Source organism: Pseudomonas sichuanensis (genome assembly GCF_024749065.1).
GTDB lineage: Bacteria > Pseudomonadota > Gammaproteobacteria > Pseudomonadales > Pseudomonadaceae > Aquipseudomonas > Aquipseudomonas sichuanensis.
The window spans coordinates 2,931,946-2,951,810 of record NZ_CP087185.1 but is presented as its reverse complement, the minus strand read 5'-3'; the positions used below and the strand labels follow the sequence as shown (position 1 = coordinate 2,951,810).

Sequence of the window (19,865 nt, the reverse complement as noted above, 5' to 3'; positions counted from 1 at the left end):
CAGTGGTGCGTCGGGGGTGGGTGGAGCATTCAGCGGCTTGTCGGCGGCACCGGGCATTGGCTCAGAAACGCCTGCAAGCCTTGCTGGTAAAGCGCTTGCGGCATCAGCTCGCTGTGCCGGGCGATGTACAAGGCCTTGCCTTTGCGCTCCAGCCGGGCGCAGCTTACGGCGTAGAAGTCCGGGGTTTCGCGCAGGTGGGTGACCTGCCCCCAGGCCAGCTTGGCTTTGGCGCCCTTGGCGCGGCTCAAGCTCAAGCCCTGATCGTCGAAGGCCAGGCAGTAATCCCCTTCGCTGGCCTTGAGGGCCTGGCGCAATTGGAATGCGATCAGGCGGTGGTTCAAGCGTTGCAAGGGCTTGCGCGGTTCGCGTGGGGCCAACAGGCGCGCGAGGAACGGAAATAGCCGTCGAAGCCAGGCGCGCTGGCGGTTCTGCCAGGTCTCGACCCGCGCGATCAGCGCGTCATGCTTGCGCGTCTCCAGGGCCAGTTTTGCGGCCAGGCGGGTTTCGGTGTGGGCGGGGGTCACGCTGAAATGCAGTTCCATGGTGCAGGCTGGCCGATGTCCGTGTTCGGTGAGGGCGGCAGCATACCGGATTTGCCGCCCTGGCGAGCAGCACGGCGTTGTGTGGCGGTGCGCGGGGCTGGCCGGTCAAGCCCACGAAAGTAGTAGGTTCACTACCGCTGGTCGTGGTTTTTGCTCAAAACACTGAACAGGCGTTGAACGCGTCGCTCTTGCGTCACTAGTAACAGCCTGCGGGCATGCGCGTAGAACTACCGCAGACGTCACACTCATTTCTAATGATTACCGACGGCCACTCCCGGTCATAGCCAAGGTGCAGTAATTTTACGAAATTGGGAAGAAATTCCCGGTTTCAGCCAATTACAGTGTTCAGTTTCGCATTAAGACTTCCGGGTACTCAGGGAGCGGTTAACCGTTGGGCGGCAGCATTACAAATACACTATTTAACATAATATACATTATGCGCATCTTCGTATGGAGCTGCCGGGGCGTGGGTTTGTCAGGCCCCCGTAAAGATGCGCCTTTGCCTACCTAATTGTGCGCCTCTTACGAATCAATGGCTTGAGCATGCATTTGTTAGTGTCAGTCTCAAGATCGACAGCGCTTTTCCCAACCTGAACCAACGAATACCCAGCTAAAGATGCGCTTCTAGCCACGCGCGGTACCCATCTATAGATGCGCTTTTTTGGGGGTTCCCAAGCCTCCAATACGCTTTACGCACAAATTGCACGTCAACGAGTCACGCATTTTTTGGCTATCTTGCCCCATGGTGCCGTCTACAGGGAAATACGCTCTCCGGATCACGAGAGTGCTGATTCGCAAATTACGCTACCGCATGATGCTCTTAGCCATTCATGGTTTGCGTACAGTCTCTAGCTCACCATTGATGACCCGTAACCAATGAAATCTGCATAGATGCCATCCGTTGGCCACATCACCCGAGGTACCGATGAATTCATCGGCCTCGTTGCCCAGCCAGCGGTGCATCTGCTTGCCCATGGTGATTTCGCACGGCAGGCTGCCGCTAAGCTGTCCACGGGTGCGCCCGCTGGTGTTACAGCCGACACTAGTCTCCTAGTCGTTGGGTTATGCTGATGTGACTCCAATAGTACTGACTGTCACACAGGCTGCAATTTGAAATGGTGCGGTAAGAAATGCTAACGTGGTCTGAGGCAGTTCCGACGCTTTAGCAGGATCTGAAATGCCTATGCTGTGCACCGCAGAGATAATGCCTGAATCGCCCCTGGTTTCGTAGACACCTCCAAGCCTCATAATGAGGCCCAAATAGGAGGTGCCATGAGTCGTCAGCGTTACCCCGAAGAATTCAAGATCGAAGCGGTCAAGCAAGTGACCGAAAAAGGCAAACCTGTCGCCGAGGTCGCCCAGCGCCTGGGCATGTCCGTGCACAGCCTTTACGCTTGGATCAAGGTCTACAGCAAGCCCCAAGAGCAGCGTCAGCAAGACAATGATCAGCAGGCTGAACTGCGCAAGCTACGCGCTGAACTCAAGCGGGTGACAGAAGAGCGAGACATCTTAAAGAAGGCCGCCGCGTACTTTGCCAAGGAGTGCGGCTGAAGTACGCCTTCATCAACAAGCACTCGACGGATTACCCAGTGCGTCGCCTTTGCCAAACCCTCAAGGTGCATCCCAGCGGCTACTACGCTTGGTTGGCCGAGCCTCAATCTGCCCGAGCCAAAGAAGATCAGCGCCTGCTTGGCTTGATCAAGCGGGCCTGGTTAGAAAGCGGCGGCGTGTATGGCTATCGCAAGATTCACGATGACCTGCGAGAGCTAGGAGAGATCTGTGGGCGAAATCGAGTCGGTCGCTTGATGCAGGCAGAGGGGCTGCGTTCGCAAACGGGCTATCGCCGTCGTCCTGGGTTTTATGGCGGAAAACCAACAGTGGCATCGCCCAACCATCTGGCCCGGCAGTTCAAGGTCTGTGAGCCGAATAAGGTCTGGGTGACCGATATCACCTACATCCGCACCTATGAAGGGTGGCTGTACCTGGCGGTAGTGCTGGATCTGTTCTCTCGCCAAGTCATTGGTTGGTCAATGAAGCCCAGGATGAGCAGCGACCTAGCCATCGACGCCATGCTGATGGCCGTGTGGCGACGCAAGCCACAGCAGCAAGTGATGATTCACTCAGACCAAGGCAGTCAGTTCAGTAGCTCAGATTGGCAAAGCTTCCTGAAGGCCAACAATGTGATCAGCAGCATGAGCCGACGGGGAAACTGCCACGACAATGCCGTAGCCGAGAGCTTTTTCCAGCTTTTGAAGCGGGAGCGAATCCGACGAAAGATCTACGCAACGCGTGACGAAGCCCGAAGTGATATTTTCGATTACATCGAGATGTTCTATAACCCCAAGCGTCGACACAGCAGTGCTATGCAGCTGTCTCCAGTAGAGTATGAGAAACGCTATTTCCTGAGCTTGGAGAGTGTCTAGGAAACCAGGGGCGATTCAGAATTTATTTGGTTTATACAGCAGCCACCAGATTCATGGCTTTGTGAAAAATCTCCTTTGCGGTTCAGAAATGAGGTTTCTAATTTAGGGTTGAAGACCATCACTCCGAACCCAAAATGGCGACCATTTGCCAAGGGGCGTCTGCCCGCTGAGCCTTCGAGCCTCTACAAAACTCTAACTGAGTGTTCGGCCTTTTTTGCATATTTAGTCAAAGCATCCAATTCCCTGCGAAATCCATTTGCGGAGCTGATCTCTCAAGTCTCAAAGGCTGATGCGGATATTCCTCCAGTTGAATTAGCTATGGCATCCAGTCACTGGGCGGAAGTTTTATCTGCTGCTGAAAGGTTAGCAGTCGTGAATCCCGCAAGGCACGAGCGTACGGTATTTGTAGTCGCTGCGCAGGCTTATTTGAATGTTGCCTGCTCAGATTTTTTTGACTCTGAGGGATACGTCATCACTTTAGGTGACTTTGTCCGGCATGAACGCACCTGGCTACTAACGCTTGACTCAGGCGACATAACCATTCCGGACGGGTTCATGCAACGATATTTTTTGAGACTATGTGATTTCCAGGGAATAGATCCTCAGCTTCAAGCTTCACACCCAATAGTCTCAAATATGAGGGGCAGCGGTCAGGTAACTCGACGCACACTGGTGACAATCACAAGGAGTGCAGTTCGTGAGGCTCTACGTTACATGGAAACCAATGGTGTCTCGCGAGCAAAGGTGCAAAGTCTTCAAGATGCGTACAAGCTATGGCTGCATTCTGACGCGCCTCAGCCTAAAAGATCCCGACTTCCAGCGATTTCGGAATTGTCTCCTGATTTTGATGAGCTTCCAAGGCCCCTCTTCGCCGATTATCTCGAATTGATGCGCAGCGATGGGAACGTAGATGAACATCCCGATACCCTGGTTTATCTAGCTTCCTTTCCGGAGGCTGCTAAGCCGCGAGAGGCCTACCAGCACGCGAAAGAATACCTGTATGGTTTCAGGAATCGAAATACTTATGAAGCATATAGGAAATATATTGAACGACTTCTGCTTTGGACTTATATAATAAAATTCAAGCCGATATATGAACTTGATGAGATTGATCTTCATGAGTTTAATGAGTTTTGCAAGGCGCCACCGAAAGATTGGATCAGGACTTCCTATGAGCGACGCTTTATTAAAATTAGAGCAGGCTCTTGCAGTAGAGGCGGCGCTCTCACAACAACAAATTTGAATTGGCGTCCGTTTTGGATTCCCGGTGGCTGCAGAGAAAATCTGAAAGATTTTTCATATCACTCTTCAATTGAGAATTCAGCCGGACAATTTAGTGTTGCCCGTAGTTTTTTTGATTTTCTTTTGTCTAAGCAAGTCATTGATTGTAATCCTCTAATTAATCTTGACTCTTTTGTTCATTATAGCCACAGAAGGCAAGCAAGCCCTAAGCTTCAGCAAGGTGCAAGTGAAGCGGCATTCCAAATAGTAATTAATGGCGCTTTCATTCTGTTAAAAGGGCTTAAATTAACTAGAATGTTATTTGTAATATATACAATTAACGAGCTGCGACTGTCGCGATCTGATATAAAGCTGGCCGGAAACCTTCTCAGATTCGACTGCTTTTATGAAAGCAATGGTGCATGGAGTGCATGTCTGCCTGGTAAAAAAGGAACCCATAGACAACTCTCTGTTAGCTCCGGCTATGTACAGGAGGTATTGCTTCCTTACAAGCTGTATCTTCAGAAAAATAATGTGTCACCCATCGATGGATGCCCATTGTTTTCTGGCAGGGTAATTGGGGTGGCGGTTTCTGATAGCTGGGTCTCAAAATTGCTTGTTGAGGTCTGCCGAGCTGCAGCAGAGGACATGCAGTGCAGTGGTGAAAGCGCTCACTTTACAGCGACGGTACGCAGCATCACCATCAGAATTTTAGCGAACTCTTGTAAACCTTCGGAGTATCGATTCAAGGAAGCTTTACACTTCATGTAATCAGGTTCTCCCCCATTAACACAGGCGGTACCCTACGGGCAACTAGGGCAAGGTTTGAGGTCAGTTAGGACAAGGCGACGTGAGGAGTTCTGCATTTGGCCGGCGCCGCCGGCGCTCAGTACCTCTGTCGTCATCGGGGGGTGGGAATGGCCCCTGCTACTCAGCCTTGATCCCCTTACTCACTGAAGCCAACCTGCGCTTAACGCCAATTTTTGGATTCAAAGCCAGCGCCTCCTCTTAGACTTGAAGTGCTTCCGCGACCTAGACCTAACGGTCATTCGCGAAAGGCTGCTAACGCCCCATAGCTGCCCTTCGCGGATGAGAGCTATCGGCCGCAAGCGGTCTATCGAGTAAGCCCTGCACTAGAAACTAACCACCACGGTAGATTTCAAACAGCTCGCGAAAAAACCGATCGTATGCAGCATCGCGCGGGTCGCGGCGAGCCATCGCGCGCAGGTAGATCGCAGGTATCGAAGGCGAGCGTCGATATGGCCTGAGCGAGCCCTCAGCCCATACCTCACCGGTGACGGTCACTGACGGTGCCTGTCTAACCATGGGGATTTGGGAGTAACACCACAACTGCGCCCAGATGTTTGGCCATAGATTCGATGGGATAGACTGCCTGGATAGCTTAATCTCAACGATAAGCACATGGCCGGTCTGAGAGTTGCGAAAAAGCAAGTCCGGAGATGCTCTCAAGGGCTCTCCTCTAACTTTCAGTTCCCCCAGCTCAAAATAGGGAACATTTTTTTCGTTCAGATGGATGCCCTGATGCACTAGCTTCCAGCCGTCCGGGCGCCTGCTTAACATCAAGGGCGAAGCGATTGTCCATACTTCCTTAGGGCCTACATGACTGTTCTGACAGAACTCGAAAATTATTTTTTCGGATTCCAGCCCCCGTTTCAAAGCATCGTCATCCTCACCAGGTCGACCGTATAGGCTATACACCCAGTTTGCAAAAGCAGACACGTTTGCGTCCGGCTTTTCGGGCCTCATGGCTCTGGCTTTCGTGAGAAAAGCACTAGGCTTCAGATCGAATTTGCCGATTACCGGCGGGATCACTTGTTCCCAGCGAGATCGATGGCCATTCCCGGATATTTTTTTGAAGAAGCTGAACGTATCCTCCACTTCCACCTTATCAAATAAGACGCGCATTCGGTTTTCAACCAGCCTGCGCCGTACTTCTGTGCGGCCGAGATCTCCGCTTGTCACCACCACTCTCAATCGGTTGTCCGGAGTCTGTTCAATAGGCTCGACCCCGTCAGATTCGCCACCCTCAAAATCCATATTTCGTGAACTCTCCTCAAACCGGCTGAATCGACCCTGATGTAGCGCTCACTCACAGGCTTGGCGTAATCGCTCTGCGAAGAGTGGCAGGAAAAGCGCGGATTCAGCTACCTGCCACCAGACCTTGTTTTCATGCTCGTCGGTGGCTGCCAGGAGATCGTGGGCCAGAAACACTTCGAAGCCCGCCCGGGCGACCTTGTCCTCGGCGCTGAACTCGTAAAGCGCCGCTTGGACAAGCAGTTTTTTGACGATCAGGGGCAATAACCAAGTGGAGAAAATGAGGTGGTTATGGCGAGGCCAGATGCTTCCCTTCTCTCCATTTGCGGGGCCATGAGCTGCGGCGTTGCGAGCGGCACAGAAATCATGAACCCAGGCGTCGAGCGGGCGATTTACGTTTTTGTCCCAGTGCTCGCGCCACCAAGATTCGTCCAGACTCCCTTTATGCCAGATGGGCGGGTTCGGTACCTCATCGAAGTGTTCGTTGATGGCCCTGCGGAAGGCAGCTTTGTCATGTGGGACGTTGAGCAACGTGTCTATGGCAACCCTCATCAGGATCAGCTCGGATCGCTCATCCATGGATGGGGCATCGGTGTTGGCCCTGAGAAAGGACACGATCGCCTCGTCTATGCGTTCCTTTAGTTCCCCGTCAGTTAGCTTAAGCAGTGCTTCGAGCAGTGGCGTGTCGATCGAGATACCCGCGCGATTGTTGACGTGGTACGGCCGAATGAATTTGAGCCCTCCACTCCCCGCCAGCATGTTTTGCGTTCCACCGTCACGCCGGCGGGTGGTCATACAGGAGTGAGCCGGTGAGGCGATATCAAATCGCTGCGCGACGACCTGGAGTGTATCGGCGTTGTAGTACTCGAACGCTGAGCATAGCGATCGATCTGCCAACGCTGAGAACGCAAGATAGGAACTCTGCACCAAGCGCTGCTGGATCTGAGCGTCCGAAACCTCCATGCCAGGTGTGTCATCGTTCCAGATGACAAGTGCTGCCTGATGGACTGGATGAGAGGGCTGAGAACCGAATCCCCGGTCGCCGTAGTTGCCCAAGACACCGTCGAAAGCTGCCTGAGGGATGCCCAGAAGCTCGCCAGGCAGCCGCCCACGTTCGTAAGGCATCAAGCACATGTCAGCGATCCGCAGCTCTTCAGCAGCCGCTACCCAAGGCAGAAAGAACACGACTGCCATAACCATCCTCCCTTCACTTGGCCATGGGCTGAATGATCTTAGCCCACCGAGGAATGATCAACTGGGTCTGATGCCTTCCTCCGCACAGGGCGTCTCGTGATGCCTTGTCGAAGGCGAAGCAGAAGGGAATCCGCGGCTCTCGTAGTCGATCCGTTCACCTGTGTAGCCAGTGATCGCGAAAAGAATTTCGTAGAACAATTTTATGTTGGCAAAAGTGAGATCTGCCATTCGTTGCCAATCCTCACGCGCTTCGCCTGCAACCACCGCATGGGCCGTCTCGCTTCTGAGCTTGTTCCACTTTCCTCCAAGCTCAGGGCTGATTTTGCCGGACTTTGTCAGGGTACGAAGGGCGTTTTTGGGCTTGAAGTTGCCGGCGCCGCCAAGGCATGAACGGAGTAGGTCTTTTACCCGTTGATCTATTCCTAGCTCCATGACCGCAGGGATGGCGAGCTTGGTCAGTTCGGCAAAACCTTTGTCCGTCCCAAGCGCTCCGAAATAGGTCTTGAGGACACCCTCGATACAAACGCTCACGTTGAGTGCGGCCGACTCAATGCCTGCTTGCCAAGCCCTATTCAGCTTGTTCCAGTTGTCGTAGTACACCACCCCGTCTTGCTCAAGAAATTCGACAAGGAGATTGAAGATCTGCCCGAAAAAGTCCGAGGCGCATCTGAAGGGAATTTCAACCGGTGGAGGAAGCTGTTGGTTGCTTAACTGGACGTCCCTTGAATACAGCTGAACGGTGGAGACGCCCTGACAGATCTTCTCGGTAACGCCTAGCTGCAGGCGAACGCCGCTCAACACGTTCAGTGCCTTGCTGATTGCTCGGCAAAACTCGTCACTCAGATGGCCGTCCAGCACCGACACATCGCATCCTGATTCATCCCTGTTGATAGTGACCGTAGATTCCCCGCAGAGGAATTCCAGTCCAGGCGCAACATGCAGCTGGGGTGCTGGGAAGTGATGGTCGTGAAAATAGATCTGGTGAAGTGTATTCGGGGCGCTTCCGCTAAACGGGTGTTGAGAGCTGAGGAACTCTATAGAGCCTTCGACCACGCAGAATTCAGAACGGAAGTTGCCGCCAGAGGTATCAACCCCCTCGGCCGTCCAGATCTTGCCATTCAAATCCTGCCCTTCAAAATCGAAAAGAGAGTCCAGGTTGATCAGCTCCCCCGCCTGGCCCGACAAGCTCATTGCCATGTGTCGGTTTGCTTCATCACCGACACAGGTGTGGTAGACAACGTACCTTAGACGGCCCTTATCAAGGTGGACATGACCCGACCCTTTGAAAACGATGGGGTTGGCAGCGTGCCGTTGAGTCAAGGTGATACTGCGGAAATGCAGTACCATTTCCCCTCTTAGATATGCTTCAACGTCGACGCCATGAGCTTTGGTCATTCAGGAAGATCCTTCTCTACAGTCAAAATATGCGCCGGCCCGCTCTCGTCCACTGCGCTTGGGGGCTGGGTTTAGGCCAGCCCTCGCGAGCGTCATTTCAGCTAAATGGTTCAGCAAACCTTCGAGGATTGAGTATTAACGCAGCCCAAAGCCCATGCGCGCCAGCTGCCCCAGCAGCTCGTCACGCCCATGCAGGCTCGACACGCTCCGCAGCCTGCTGACCACTTGCTCTGCCCAGCCCGAAGCTTTCATCGCTTCGCGCTCATAGAACGCACCCAGGCGCTCATCGTAGTCCGCGAGAACCCCCTCCTCGTCGGCGGCCGAGTAGGTTTCGTGATGCAGCACTGCCTCCTGGGGCAGCCGCGGCTTAACCTTCGCAGGTCTGTCAGGGGATGGATAGCCGACGCACAGGCCGAAGACGGGATAGACTTGGGCCGGCAGCGCCAGCTCTTTGGCAACGCCTTCGATGTCGTTCCGGATGCCACCGATGTACACGCTCCCAAGTCCCAGCGATTCCAATGCAACGACGGCGTTCTGGGCGGCGAGCGCTGCGTCAATGGTGCCCAGCAGCAAGCTTTCCAGGTAAGGCAATGCTTCCAGTTCTATGTCCTGCTGTTCCGCGATACGCGAAACCCGAGACAGGTCTGCAAGCCAGACAAGGAAGAGCGGCGCTTGATGGATGTATGCCTGATTGCCGGCCAGGGCGGACAGGCGCTTTTTACGATCGCTATCTTGAACAGCGACGACACTCCACAACTGCAGGTTTGAGGACGTAGACGCAGACTGAGCAGCTGCGACCAAAGTCTCGATGGTACCCTCAGGCAGAGGCTGGTCTGTGAAAGCGCGGACGCTCCGGTGATCGAGGAGTTGCTCGACGATTTCATTGCATTGAGTGAGCGGTGAAATGTCAGGCGTGCCGTAGCGAGCGGTGAGCTTTGAGTGGGCTGTCATGATCGTCTTCCAAAAAGGCCGAAGGCTATCAAATCGATGCCGGTGTCACACGCCCAGAACGCCAGGTTTCATTTACCATGCTGCCGACCCAGGCCAGGTACGAGCAGGCCCAAAGCCCCAAAACACACAGGTAGCTTTCGTTTGGCACCAACACTACTAACAGACCGCGAAGCCCACCAAATCCTGTGGGACATCGCCTTGCTGCAGCCGGGTAAAAACTAAGCTATAGCTTAGATTCTCTAGCCAGCCGTGACAAAAACCGCAAAATCTAAAGTAAACCTTAGTTTTTAGATCCCGATCATAGGCAGTGGGTTGTTCAGCCGAATACGTACGAGGCTCGCTCCCCCAGAGCTCAACATTTGGGTTTTGAAGTGCGGCACCTCTGGCCCCCGCCCTGGCCACTGACGAACTTTCCAGGTAAAGGGCATTGTTTGGGGCAACTCACGCAACAAACCCATGCTCCAAGCGCCTGATAAACTCGATGACCATGTCTGTTTCCAGCCTGGTTGTGATCATGGCGGCAGGAGCTTTGCCGCCAAACGCTTGCAGCGGACGCGACATCCAGCGCGTGGCTGCATCAAAATCGCCGCTATACAGCCTTTTCGCTGCGTCGAGTATTTCCAGGTAGCGGTCGTGTTGATCGAGGGACAAGGTGCTCATCTTATGGCTCGCTCCGCTTTGGCGATATACAGGCCGGGTATCTTGCTGTGCCAAAGCCAAAAGGAGGTCAATGGCCTGGGCACGATCTCTTAAACTCTAGGCATCGTTGCTAAGCTAGCCTCCTGCTTTAAGGATTTCATAGAACCTAGCGCCACTCAACGCCAGCCCTATGCGTAAGCGTCCGCCCAACTCACCTTGCCTCATTCAGGCCAGCATCCACTGTTGTCGCAGCAGTTACACAACCTCATTCGCCTGCTGAAGCAGCTGCCGCTGCCTGGTGCGCCAAAAAAACCAAAAATTGATGAGAACAGCGGCTTGGACGGCGATTTCTACATGATCTCAACTCTGCAGAGCATCAATGCCCTCGTTTCCCGCCGCCGCTTCGACGCTGAGCGCTCGCCTGTGCTCGGCGCTCAGCGCGATTAGCAGGCCCATTAGACCGTTCGTAATCCTTCATCAGCCCATGCCCTGGAAATTCCTGCGCCGGATATGCGATTTCACTCATCGCGGAATCTTGCATTATGCCTATGCGATCACAATCCTCACGAGCAGAGGCCAGTTGTTCAGGAGTCGGTGGCCCAAGAAACTCCATGTAAAGAACATCCTGCGATGAGGCGTCAGACGTCATGGGTTCAATGGCGATGCCGATTACTTCCTTCGCATCAGGGTGCTTTAACCTTACGCCATGGCAATAGGCTTTAAGGACAAGTGCTCTGTTTTTCCGGTACTCCCCATAGTCGCTAGTTACGTCACGCCCCATGACGGTGAAAACGTAATGCCGATCAGGCACCGAGAGACTTCGAGCTCTGCGGGTAAACTGCGCACTCGCAACGACAGGATGATGTAGGACGCCGGTTAACGCCGCTGCCAGCATGCGTCGACCAAAGCGGGTTTCACTTGCCATGGCTCTGACAAGCTCTTCTTGCTGATCCACGGTGTAACCACCACCAAGCACCGCCACCGACTTAGCAGACCTGATGAAAGTCGACTGATACTCAATGATTTGATCCCACATGTAGCTTTGTTGGTTTGCAGCATTTCGTGAGGCACGCTGGGAGCTAGCATTGAAAGCCTCCCACTCCCCCTCCGGCAACATGATCATGCTCCGTCCAGACGGAACGTTCGAGACGTGCGGCAGCGCGTGCTTATTATTCCGCACAGTGGTCTGATAGAGCGCAATAAGCTCTTCTTCACCCGGCGCGCTGATGTACTTGGCGCTGTTGAAGAAACGCTCCTTTTCCGAAAAATAGGCGACTAGGTCAGCAATGGTGTCGAGCTCACCCAACAGCACGTCCAGGGTCAACTCATCCAGCACATGAACGAAACGATCTCTTCCGGCAGGCCAGCCAATTGTGAACGGCATCTTAAGGTGGTCGGCTTTGCCCTCAAGCACGGTGTTGATCACCAGACTACCGCTGCTCTTACCCTTCCAATTGGCGACACCCGCATCGTATGAGCCACGGGTCACCGCGATGCGGTGAATGGTCGCCTGTTTCATGTCCGGCAAACGGAACGGGAAAGGCACGTTGCACTGCTTGTCCAGGTAGAGTCGATCGGGGTGCTCACGAATGAATTTCTCAGCGCCCAGCAGCTGGCTCACCGATTTGTCTACCGCTCGCTTGTACCATCGGCCCCAAGCCACCAAAGGGTCAGCGTGGTCGGTGTACACGCACTCCTTGTCCGAGAAAATCAGGATGTGGTTTCCAAAAACCACGAGTAAATCACAGAGCTCCTTGCCATCGCCGGTTGGCGAGGTTTTTCCCTCGTCAGTATGAACATTGCTGTAGCACCAGAGGCTCAAGAACGCACGACGCGCAAGCTGGCTCAGGTAACGCTCAGAGTCGGTTTTCGGCTCAACCTCAATCGCAGCTTCCCACGGTGTTTTCCCGGGCATATCGGCACTCCTAGCACCTGAAGGACACATGAACCTGATGCTACGCCTCCCAAGCGGGTTTGGAGGGTAGGCGAAGCGGATCCAACAAGCGTAACCAGAAACTCCGAACAAGGTAAGCGTCCGGGAAGGCGCATGTCGATAGAGCGGCATCCATTTAGGTATGACGTTGGCATTGATGCCGGGGTTGATGGCGGCACTGGAAATGGATGCGCCAGGTTGCAGGCATTCCTGAACGATCTGGGCTTTGAACGGTTTCGGATAAGAGCTTCGTTGGCGCCTGGAAATCCTGGCAATAAGGGTGATCGCGTCCGCTTAAAAATACGCGGACACCATCGCCCTTAAAGCTGGAGTTCGGAAGGTGAGTTCGCCGGACGCTTACCCCTATGCCGCGAGCCAGTCCCGTCAGACGTCTCTATGGTCGGAACCGAAGACTAAGCCACCCTACCCTGCTCACGATTCTGATGATCATTTTTGAGTCGGAGTGACGCTGTACATTTCGACCCGATTCACCAGGCACAAACAGAATGTGCCAAGCCTATTCAGTTGAAGGCATACCGTTCGCCCCAAGCCATTGCTTCAAGGCTGGATAGAGCCTTGTATGCAGCGTGTCGTATGCCCACTCAGCAGAAGCAGTATCTGTCGTATGAGTTAGCTCAACCAGTGCAGTGATAATCCTGTTCAATAAATGCACGCAGCCGCTATCCGCAGCGATGTCGATCCAGGCGCCAGCTTGAAGCGATCTTCTGCTGAACATTAACAGCAATGCATAGGTCGCAGAATCAAGAAACCCCTGGCCAGGAAGCGTCAAGCTCACACCTGTCGGCGTTTCCAACGTTTGAATACCGAATGACGCGTAATCCAGGTTGGGCTTGCGAAGTGGAGCAGGTGCTTTGCAGACTTCAAGTAGCGTTGAATGTACTTCAGGCGCCTCAACCTCCTCATCGAGGGTGTGCATGTAATGGTACACAATTTGTGCCAGCACAATCCAAGCGTAGAGGTTGCTGTAAGTGCAACTGACTTCACTTGGATCAATACCTTTCAGTCGTCGAGTTTTTCCATCACGCGTAAGCATAACGCAACCGTCTTCGGATATCGTCAAAGTTCCATGCTTTCCATCCGGCATGATCATCGCGAACTTAACGCCCAATACCGGTACCTGCTGAATCGGATTTTGAAGTACGATGTCCACAATCTCGCCGATAATATCAGGTTTTTTAGTTGCCGCATCGAATATGGCTTGGGCGACGATAATATCTCCCATAGGCAACAGGCTTGCGTAAAACTCTATTTCGCCGAGGTAAAGTTTGGGCTGGTCAGGGTCTAACTCTGACAGCGAATCTGCGACCAACAACGCCAGCTCACTCGCCACTAGCTCCGGGAGTCTCACATAGAGCATTTGAACTCCCGTGGAGTGTCTGAACTCTCGGATAAATCCCAGTTGTATGAGTTTTTCTACGTCTAGATGGTGCATGATTTGAGTCAGTGTCTTACGACGCACCATGAACGTGTGGATCGATGACAGAAGTAGCGAGGGATCACGCGATGCGTCTCTCGCATCAGTCATTACTGCAGTCGCCATGCACTGGTAAAGCCTGGTCAACTCGGAGTTGAGGAAGCGCGACCTCGCATGATTAATCACATCAACGCCAACCATGGGCGGTATCTGCAAGTACTGCCCATCTTCAATGAGCTCAGTTTGCGAGCGATGGGCGGCTGCCATGCTTGCTAATGCTCGCAACACCCATGGCTCACGAAGCTCTGTGGAGTGCTTCGCACCTAGAGCGAATACCATGCCGATACCACGGAAAGCTTCTTGGGCAGATTCGAACTCTACATCGGCAAGCGCCCCCACTGTGACTGAAACAGCAGCGCGCCCAAGGGGAGACTGTGTGAGCCAGTTCTGGGAGGCTTGCATGGCCTCCGCCGCGTTTTCATGGAGAGCCAAGACGACTTGAACTCTCGCGCCGAAGTAGTTTGAAGTGAGGTCTTCTATTTCCTTGCGAAGCACATGATCTCCGCTGGGCACATTGTCGACAAGCACTACAAGATTTGCGCCTGGGCTCTCAGAGCGCTTGCGCAGCCAGCGACGTGTTTCATCACGACTTATCGACCAATCAAGGGATTTGTCCAGCGCGTCAGCGATGCGTTGAATTATCCCGCCGCCGTGATCTGCCTCGACAAAAAGTACCGCCATCGCGTATTCAGTCTCAACTTTTTGGCAAATTTCGCGCAGCACATTGCTCTTGCCACTGAGAGGGGCGCCAGATAGCACAACGAGTCGATGCCCTTTTTTCAGTAGGTCGAGGCACTCGTCTGTTGCTTGGCGCGAAATTAAGAATTCGCGCCCAAAAGGCAGTTGGGCGTCAGCAAGATCGCCAGTGAGCTCTGCAAGCTGTTCACGAGTTACAGCGTTGAGAGCGCTAACCCAAGCCTTTGAGTCCCCACCAAGCAATGTTGTCACTGCTTCCGTAACCTGAGAGGTCGCAATTTTTCCGACGTTGCTGAATAGGTTGGCAAGCGTCTTCTCGTCTGTGGTATCTGGAGCCCATGCTACGCCAGTGAGTGTATTCAGAACCCGAGTTTCATCACCGTTGCTGATCACCGTTAGAGGGGCAAATGGACTCATTAACTTGGCATAGCACAGCCCCTGCTCCTCATCTGCGGTTGAGAGGGCCACTCCGTTACGCTTCAGCTCCAAGACGGCCAAAGGACGGGTGTCGCTATAGAGGATGATGTCCGCCCGAGCCTCATTCGGTCGGGATTCAACGTCAACGCTTTTGCGTCCGAGGCGTACAGAGAATTTTGTCTGGTGCTTTATCGCGCCAGGTGCAAGCCAAGGAAATGCATGGCTAATCGCAACCCGGATACGCGCCTCGAAATCCGCCTCAGTAGGCTCTGTAGTCAGTTTCTTGATGCTCATTGCAGATTGGCATTCCTTTGATAGATAACCTTGCGTGTCAAAAAGCTTCATGGGTAAGACGCAAGGACGGCTTGTTGACAATAATACGGCTGATACGCGAGTCGCTGCTTGTTGGTCTGCCCCTAATCGCCCTAAAAGCACTGCGCACTGGCTTCCAGATGGTGCTCCTGATTTACCTAGCGTTCAAAACTATCAACCCCATCACCTCAATGCGTGGGTGCTTGGGATAGAATGGAATTCCGGTGACGCTGCGAGACGACCAAGGATGGCCAAGAGAACCCGCTACTACGCAGTCGTGTCCGGCAAGCCCGCTGGGATTTTTAGTACATGGGAAGGTGGTGCTGCACAAGCAACACAAGGCGGTTCAGGTGCTGAACACGAGTCTTTCGCGACCTTGGAGCTTGCCTTGGAGTGGTACCGGCAGAGGGTACCTGAAGGCGCACGTCACGCCTCCCCTGTCATTCATTTTGAAACAAACGACGTCGTGCCGGAGGCGATCCAGGCATCGCTAGAAGGCATTGCACCGGCTCAGCATATCGTCTTCACCATCTGCCACCCTGAGACCAATGAGCCCTTCTACGTCGGCGAAACTATAGACCTTGAGCGCCGTGAAGCCCACTACCTAGGTTCCGTCAGTCGAAAACGCAAAGGTGTCTGCGTGAAAATTGCTGAACTCCTGGCCCAAGGGATTAAGCCAGTGTTCCGGGTAGTTGAACGTGTCAACTCCAAAGAGGCTGCGTTGGACGCCAAGAGCAGGCTGTACAAGCTCTACGTCCAGAGGGGGCTAACACTGTACAACCGGACGCTGGAGCACCGAGAGATACACCAGCTGTACCATGCGCCGGCAGTCCCGTTGACGGCCCCCATTGGCGATGGCCCCTTCTATCTAGGCGCTCACCTTCTGCCGTCCCGTGAACATTTGAAGCGTCGCGTGAAGGATCACTTGAGCCTCAAAGCGCCAGGGCTGGTGTCGAATTCGCAAGTCAAGGAGTATCTAGCTCTCCTCTGGGCTGCCACCCATGCCGACTTCGAAGCTCTCAGCTTCTATGCGATAGCGACTGAAGAAGGCCCGCGACTGCAAGCCAACTTAGTCAGCGGCACCAGCATCGATTTCGATTACGCCACCGCGATCGATCGCCTGCCTTGACCATCAAATTGGTGGGGCGGAGTACTTCCTTCCTGATGGTGGCAAGCTCCGGCTGGCGCATCGTACGCCCAACCCTCACGGATAACCTCAACACCAAGGTCTGGCGCTCAAGATTGATGGCTTAGAGCCCACCACCTATACTCGACCGACAACATACAGGAGTGTCGAATGTCCAGACTCGCAGAATTCCGTGCCCTTGAGCAACAATTAGCAGCTCAGCTCGCCGAACTTGAGTCCCTCAAAAACGATGATGGTCTGAAGCGTGAAATCGAGTTTGAAAGAAAGCTTCGTGATCTGCTCAATGAGTACGGTTACAGCCTGCGCAATATCGTGGCCATTCTTGACCCGCAAGCCGCTACCCGACGTGCTCCAGCCGTTGCAGCTGAAAAGAGTACCCGCAAGCCGCGCCAGCTCAAGGTTTACAAAAACCCTCATTCGGGAGAATTCGTGGAGACCAAGGGTGGTAATCACAAGACTCTAAAAGAGTGGAAAAGCCAGTATGGTGCCGAGGAAGTCGAGAGCTGGTTGGCTCAGTAAATCCTCCTGATTTAAAGAAACGGGGCCCTTGCGAGGGCCCCTTTTTGTGGCTTCTAAAATGATCGATGGATGCCCCCAAGCGCTACTCAAGCCATCGACACTCACCGTACCAAAGCCCTGCCCGCTCTAAGGCCACCGCACCAATTCCAGCTCCTTGAGCCGGATGGCCATCGCCGAATCCGAGACACCGAATTGCTGGGCCAGTGACACCAGGTGCTGGTTGTTAAATCGGGTGCATCGCGCCAGCGCCAGCTCGCGCTCTCCCGACTCTTTCGGGGAGTAGAGAAGCCGATCCGGATTGTTGGGGTCGAGGTGATAGGCAATCACGTCGCTGAAGCGCAATTGGCCCTTGCAGCAGAACATGAACTCGAACCGTTCCCTCACCAGTTTTTGAGGCATGAGGAAGCAGGCGGCGAAGCGATCGGCTTGTCTCTCTGCAGGTGCACGTGGTGCTTGCAGAGGACTGCCGTCAAAAGCGCGGTCGCGGTGCATGACAGTGTCTTCGTGGAGCACAAGATGGCCTATCTCATGCGCGCCGGTGAAGAGCTGGACTTTGTCACCAAACTCACTCGCGACGGCGATCTTGTTCGATTGACGGTCGATCAGGCCCGCGATACGAGTACCGGTTGTGTGCCGATTGAACTGGGTGTCTCCCAGGGTGGGATGCTCATGGTAGTCGTAGCCGCAGACCATGGCAGCAATCCTAGGGCTGCGCATCATCATCGGCGGAATATGTTGATCCGGCCACAGGTAACGGCGATCACGGTAAATCTGCATGAGCAGATCGGTCGCTGCTTTCTCGATATGGGCTTCATTCATCGCAAAACACCAGATGTAGGCTCTCAAGCACAATCTAGCCCAATATGTAGTGCTTTCAATGTACGCTTAACCCAATATATAGGTTTTGCCGATGAGCGGTAGATAAGCCCAGGGTCTCAGATAACGGCGCGCTGTCATCGAACTCAGCGCGGTTGAGATCACCAAGAATGCTCCACTGGCAACGAAAGTTGTCTGGTAACCTTACAGCACACCGCTCGCTGTTGCCCTTGCCATGATAGCCAGGTGTGTCAACGCCCATCACTCCACCGTCGGCTTCTGCATTGTGCGGCAGCGCCTTGGCCAGCGGAGCACGCCAGAGCTTAGGTAAGCCTGTGGCGGCTATCGCTAGCGCTCAATGTGGCCCGACAATGTTCACTTGCAGTAAACAGTCCAAAGCTCATTCAGATTGGTGGTGAAACTCTGGCTCATCATCTCCCGCCGCATCCCCCAGCATGGATCGACAGGCACGCTCGCCAAGCGCATGGTGCCGCGCCCCCACCGGGCATTTACGGTATCCAAAACACCCATGAGCTTTTCGCTTACGGCAGGCTGGGAGGCTGCGAAGAGGTCACCTGTGATCTCCCCTCGCTGACTCAGGTCAAGTAGCAGCACCTTTGCTTTGCTGTACCGATAACCCTCACGATAAATCTGCTCTACGCCCTTCAGGGCCGCTTTGGTGAGCATCCGAGTGTCATCAGTAGGGTAAGGCAATTCAACCAAGACGCCACTCGCGTACTTGGCTTCGTCGGGGTTAAACATGCCGGTGCGAATACTGACCCGGATGCGCTTGCAAAGGGACTGCTGGGCCCTCAACTTTTCAGCCGCGCGTGAGGCGTATGTGGAGACCGCCTCTCGGATTGGCGCCAGGTCGGCCAGGCATTGGCCGAACATCCGACTGCAGCAGATTTCTTTCTTCGGCGGGCTTGGCTCGTCCAGCTCCAAGCAGGTGGTGCCTGCCAGTTCTCGGGCCGTTTTCTCCACTACTACGCTGAATTTTTTCCTGAGTATCCATGCATCGGTATGTGCCAGCTCCCAGGCAGTACGGATGCCCATCGCCTCAAGATGAACCGACATGCGCCTGCCAATCCCCCAGACATCAGGTGCATCGCATTTCTTCAGTACCCAGTCGCGTTTCGTTTGATCGCGCAGGTCGACGACGCCACCTGTATGACTCTGCCATTTTTTCGCAGCATGATTAGCGAGCTTCGCCAGGGTCTTCGTTGACGCGATGCCGACACCAACGGGAATGCCGGTGCGCCGGTACACCTCTGCCCGGATCTGTCTGCCAAGGAGTTCCAAATCACCGGGCATTCCTGTCAATTCGGCAAAGGCTTCGTCGATGCTATAGACCTCGGATGCCGGCACCATTGACTCAATGACAGTCATGACCCGTTCCGACATATCGCCATAGAGCTCGTAATTAGAGGAGCAGGCCACTATGCCGTGCTTCCGAAGCTTGTCCTTGATCTGAAAAAAGGGCTCACCCATTTTGATCCAGGGCTTGGCATCAGCAGACCGGGCGATCACGCAGCCGTCATTGTTGCTCAAGACGACGACGGGTTTGTGCCGTAGGTTGAGCTGAAACACACGCTCACAGCTGGCGTAAAAGCTGTTGCAGTCAATCAGCGCGAATATGCGATCACAGCTTGGCATGGCTGCGCACGCTGTAGGTCACGACGCCCCAGATCTCAATCTCTTCACCTTCAAGAAGATATCTGGAGGGGTAACGCGGGTTCTCTGAGCGCAACACGACCTGGCTACCTTCACGCGCGAGACGCTTGCAAAGAGGCTCACAGTTTACAGCTGCGATCACAATGTGACCCGGCTCAGGTGGTGCGGAGCGATCAACCAGAACAAGGTCGCCCGGGTAAATCCCGGCCCCAATCATCGAGTCCCCTTCCACGCGCACCAGGTAGATGTGAGGCGCACGCACGTCCAAAAGCTCGTCGAGAGAAATACGCTTTTCGACGTGATCAGCTGCCGGTGAAGGGAAACCGGCAGGCACCCTGAATGAATACAGGGAAAGCTCTGTGGGGCTGGGATCGAGGGAGCCGAGAATAGTAATCATGAAAAAAAGCGCCATACTGGATATATGTACAGTCAAGCG

General features: G+C 54.1%; 15 protein-coding genes and 1 pseudogene. 4 read left to right on the top strand and 12 right to left on the bottom strand.

The window, feature by feature from the left end:
• Positions 1-29: 29 nt before the first annotated feature.
• Positions 30-542 (bottom strand): hypothetical protein, encoded by a 513-nt coding sequence (locus LOY51_RS13385; protein WP_125858603.1) that lies wholly within the window; start codon positions 540-542, stop codon positions 30-32.
• Positions 543-1,814: 1,272 nt separating this feature from the next.
• Between LOY51_RS13385 and LOY51_RS13380 the strand changes: the two genes are divergently transcribed.
• Positions 1,815-2,965, top strand: a protein-coding gene (locus LOY51_RS13380; RefSeq protein ID WP_258645820.1) for an IS3 family transposase whose coding sequence is annotated in 2 segments (ribosomal slippage) — positions 1,815-2,049 and positions 2,049-2,965 — 1,152 coding nt in all. Because the reading frame shifts where the segments join, the coding sequence is not laid out codon by codon here.
• A 108-nt stretch (positions 2,966-3,073) separates the two neighbouring features.
• On the top strand, positions 3,074-4,957 hold the full coding sequence (locus LOY51_RS13375) for a site-specific integrase (protein WP_258646560.1): 1,884 nt from the start codon (positions 3,074-3,076) through the stop codon (positions 4,955-4,957).
• 369 nt (positions 4,958-5,326) lie between these two features.
• Here the strand turns inward: LOY51_RS13375 and LOY51_RS13370 are convergent, their stop codons facing one another.
• The 8 genes and pseudogenes from LOY51_RS13370 to LOY51_RS13340 form a co-directional block, all read right to left on the bottom strand.
• Positions 5,327-6,244 carry a hypothetical protein gene (locus tag LOY51_RS13370; protein WP_258646559.1) on the bottom strand — a complete coding sequence of 306 codons (918 nt, stop codon included), beginning with the start codon at positions 6,242-6,244 and terminating at the stop codon, positions 5,327-5,329.
• 48 nt (positions 6,245-6,292) lie between these two features.
• Positions 6,293-7,435: a hypothetical protein gene (locus tag LOY51_RS13365; RefSeq protein WP_258646558.1), complete on the bottom strand. Its 1,143-nt coding sequence runs from the start codon at positions 7,433-7,435 to the stop codon at positions 6,293-6,295.
• A gap of 57 nt (positions 7,436-7,492) precedes the next feature.
• Positions 7,493-8,830 (bottom strand): hypothetical protein, encoded by a 1,338-nt coding sequence (locus LOY51_RS13360; protein WP_258646557.1) that lies wholly within the window; start codon positions 8,828-8,830, stop codon positions 7,493-7,495.
• 135 nt (positions 8,831-8,965) lie between these two features.
• The gene (gene nfsA / locus LOY51_RS13355; protein ID WP_258646556.1) at positions 8,966-9,781 is read right to left on the bottom strand and encodes an oxygen-insensitive NADPH nitroreductase; all 816 of its coding nucleotides are present in this window, start codon (positions 9,779-9,781) and stop codon (positions 8,966-8,968) included.
• 441 nt (positions 9,782-10,222) lie between these two features.
• Complete coding sequence (locus tag LOY51_RS13350; protein ID WP_258646555.1) at positions 10,223-10,441, bottom strand: MbcA/ParS/Xre antitoxin family protein; 219 nt, start codon at positions 10,439-10,441, stop codon at positions 10,223-10,225.
• 355 nt (positions 10,442-10,796) lie between these two features.
• Positions 10,797-12,335 (bottom strand): hypothetical protein, encoded by a 1,539-nt coding sequence (locus tag LOY51_RS13345; protein ID WP_258646553.1) that lies wholly within the window; start codon positions 12,333-12,335, stop codon positions 10,797-10,799.
• A 147-nt stretch (positions 12,336-12,482) separates the two neighbouring features.
• Positions 12,483-12,620, bottom strand: a pseudogene (locus tag LOY51_RS27150) (transposase); the annotation flags it as partial.
• Positions 12,621-12,870: 250 nt separating this feature from the next.
• Complete coding sequence (locus tag LOY51_RS13340) at positions 12,871-15,255, bottom strand: type I restriction endonuclease (protein WP_258646551.1); 2,385 nt, start codon at positions 15,253-15,255, stop codon at positions 12,871-12,873.
• 265 nt (positions 15,256-15,520) lie between these two features.
• Here LOY51_RS13340 and LOY51_RS13335 point away from each other — a divergent pair, with 265 nt between their 5' ends.
• Positions 15,521-16,402 (top strand): RNase H1/viroplasmin domain-containing protein, encoded by an 882-nt coding sequence (locus LOY51_RS13335; RefSeq protein ID WP_258646548.1) that lies wholly within the window; start codon positions 15,521-15,523, stop codon positions 16,400-16,402.
• Positions 16,403-16,570: 168 nt separating this feature from the next.
• Positions 16,571-16,939: a histone-like nucleoid-structuring protein, MvaT/MvaU family gene (locus LOY51_RS13330; RefSeq protein ID WP_258646547.1), complete on the top strand. Its 369-nt coding sequence runs from the start codon at positions 16,571-16,573 to the stop codon at positions 16,937-16,939.
• A 126-nt stretch (positions 16,940-17,065) separates the two neighbouring features.
• On the opposite strand, the gene LOY51_RS13325 is transcribed toward LOY51_RS13330, so the two are convergent.
• From LOY51_RS13325 to LOY51_RS13315, 3 genes are all read right to left on the bottom strand, one after another.
• Entirely contained in the window at positions 17,066-17,758 is a 693-nt protein-coding gene (locus LOY51_RS13325) for an ImmA/IrrE family metallo-endopeptidase (RefSeq protein ID WP_258646545.1), read from the bottom strand.
• A gap of 372 nt (positions 17,759-18,130) precedes the next feature.
• Entirely contained in the window at positions 18,131-19,411 is a 1,281-nt protein-coding gene (gene umuC / locus LOY51_RS13320; RefSeq protein WP_309475592.1) for a translesion error-prone DNA polymerase V subunit UmuC, read from the bottom strand.
• Positions 19,398-19,826: a LexA family protein gene (locus LOY51_RS13315; RefSeq protein ID WP_258646544.1), complete on the bottom strand. Its 429-nt coding sequence runs from the start codon at positions 19,824-19,826 to the stop codon at positions 19,398-19,400. Before LOY51_RS13315 ends, umuC begins: the two co-directional genes overlap by 14 nt.
• Positions 19,827-19,865 lie beyond the last annotated feature (39 nt).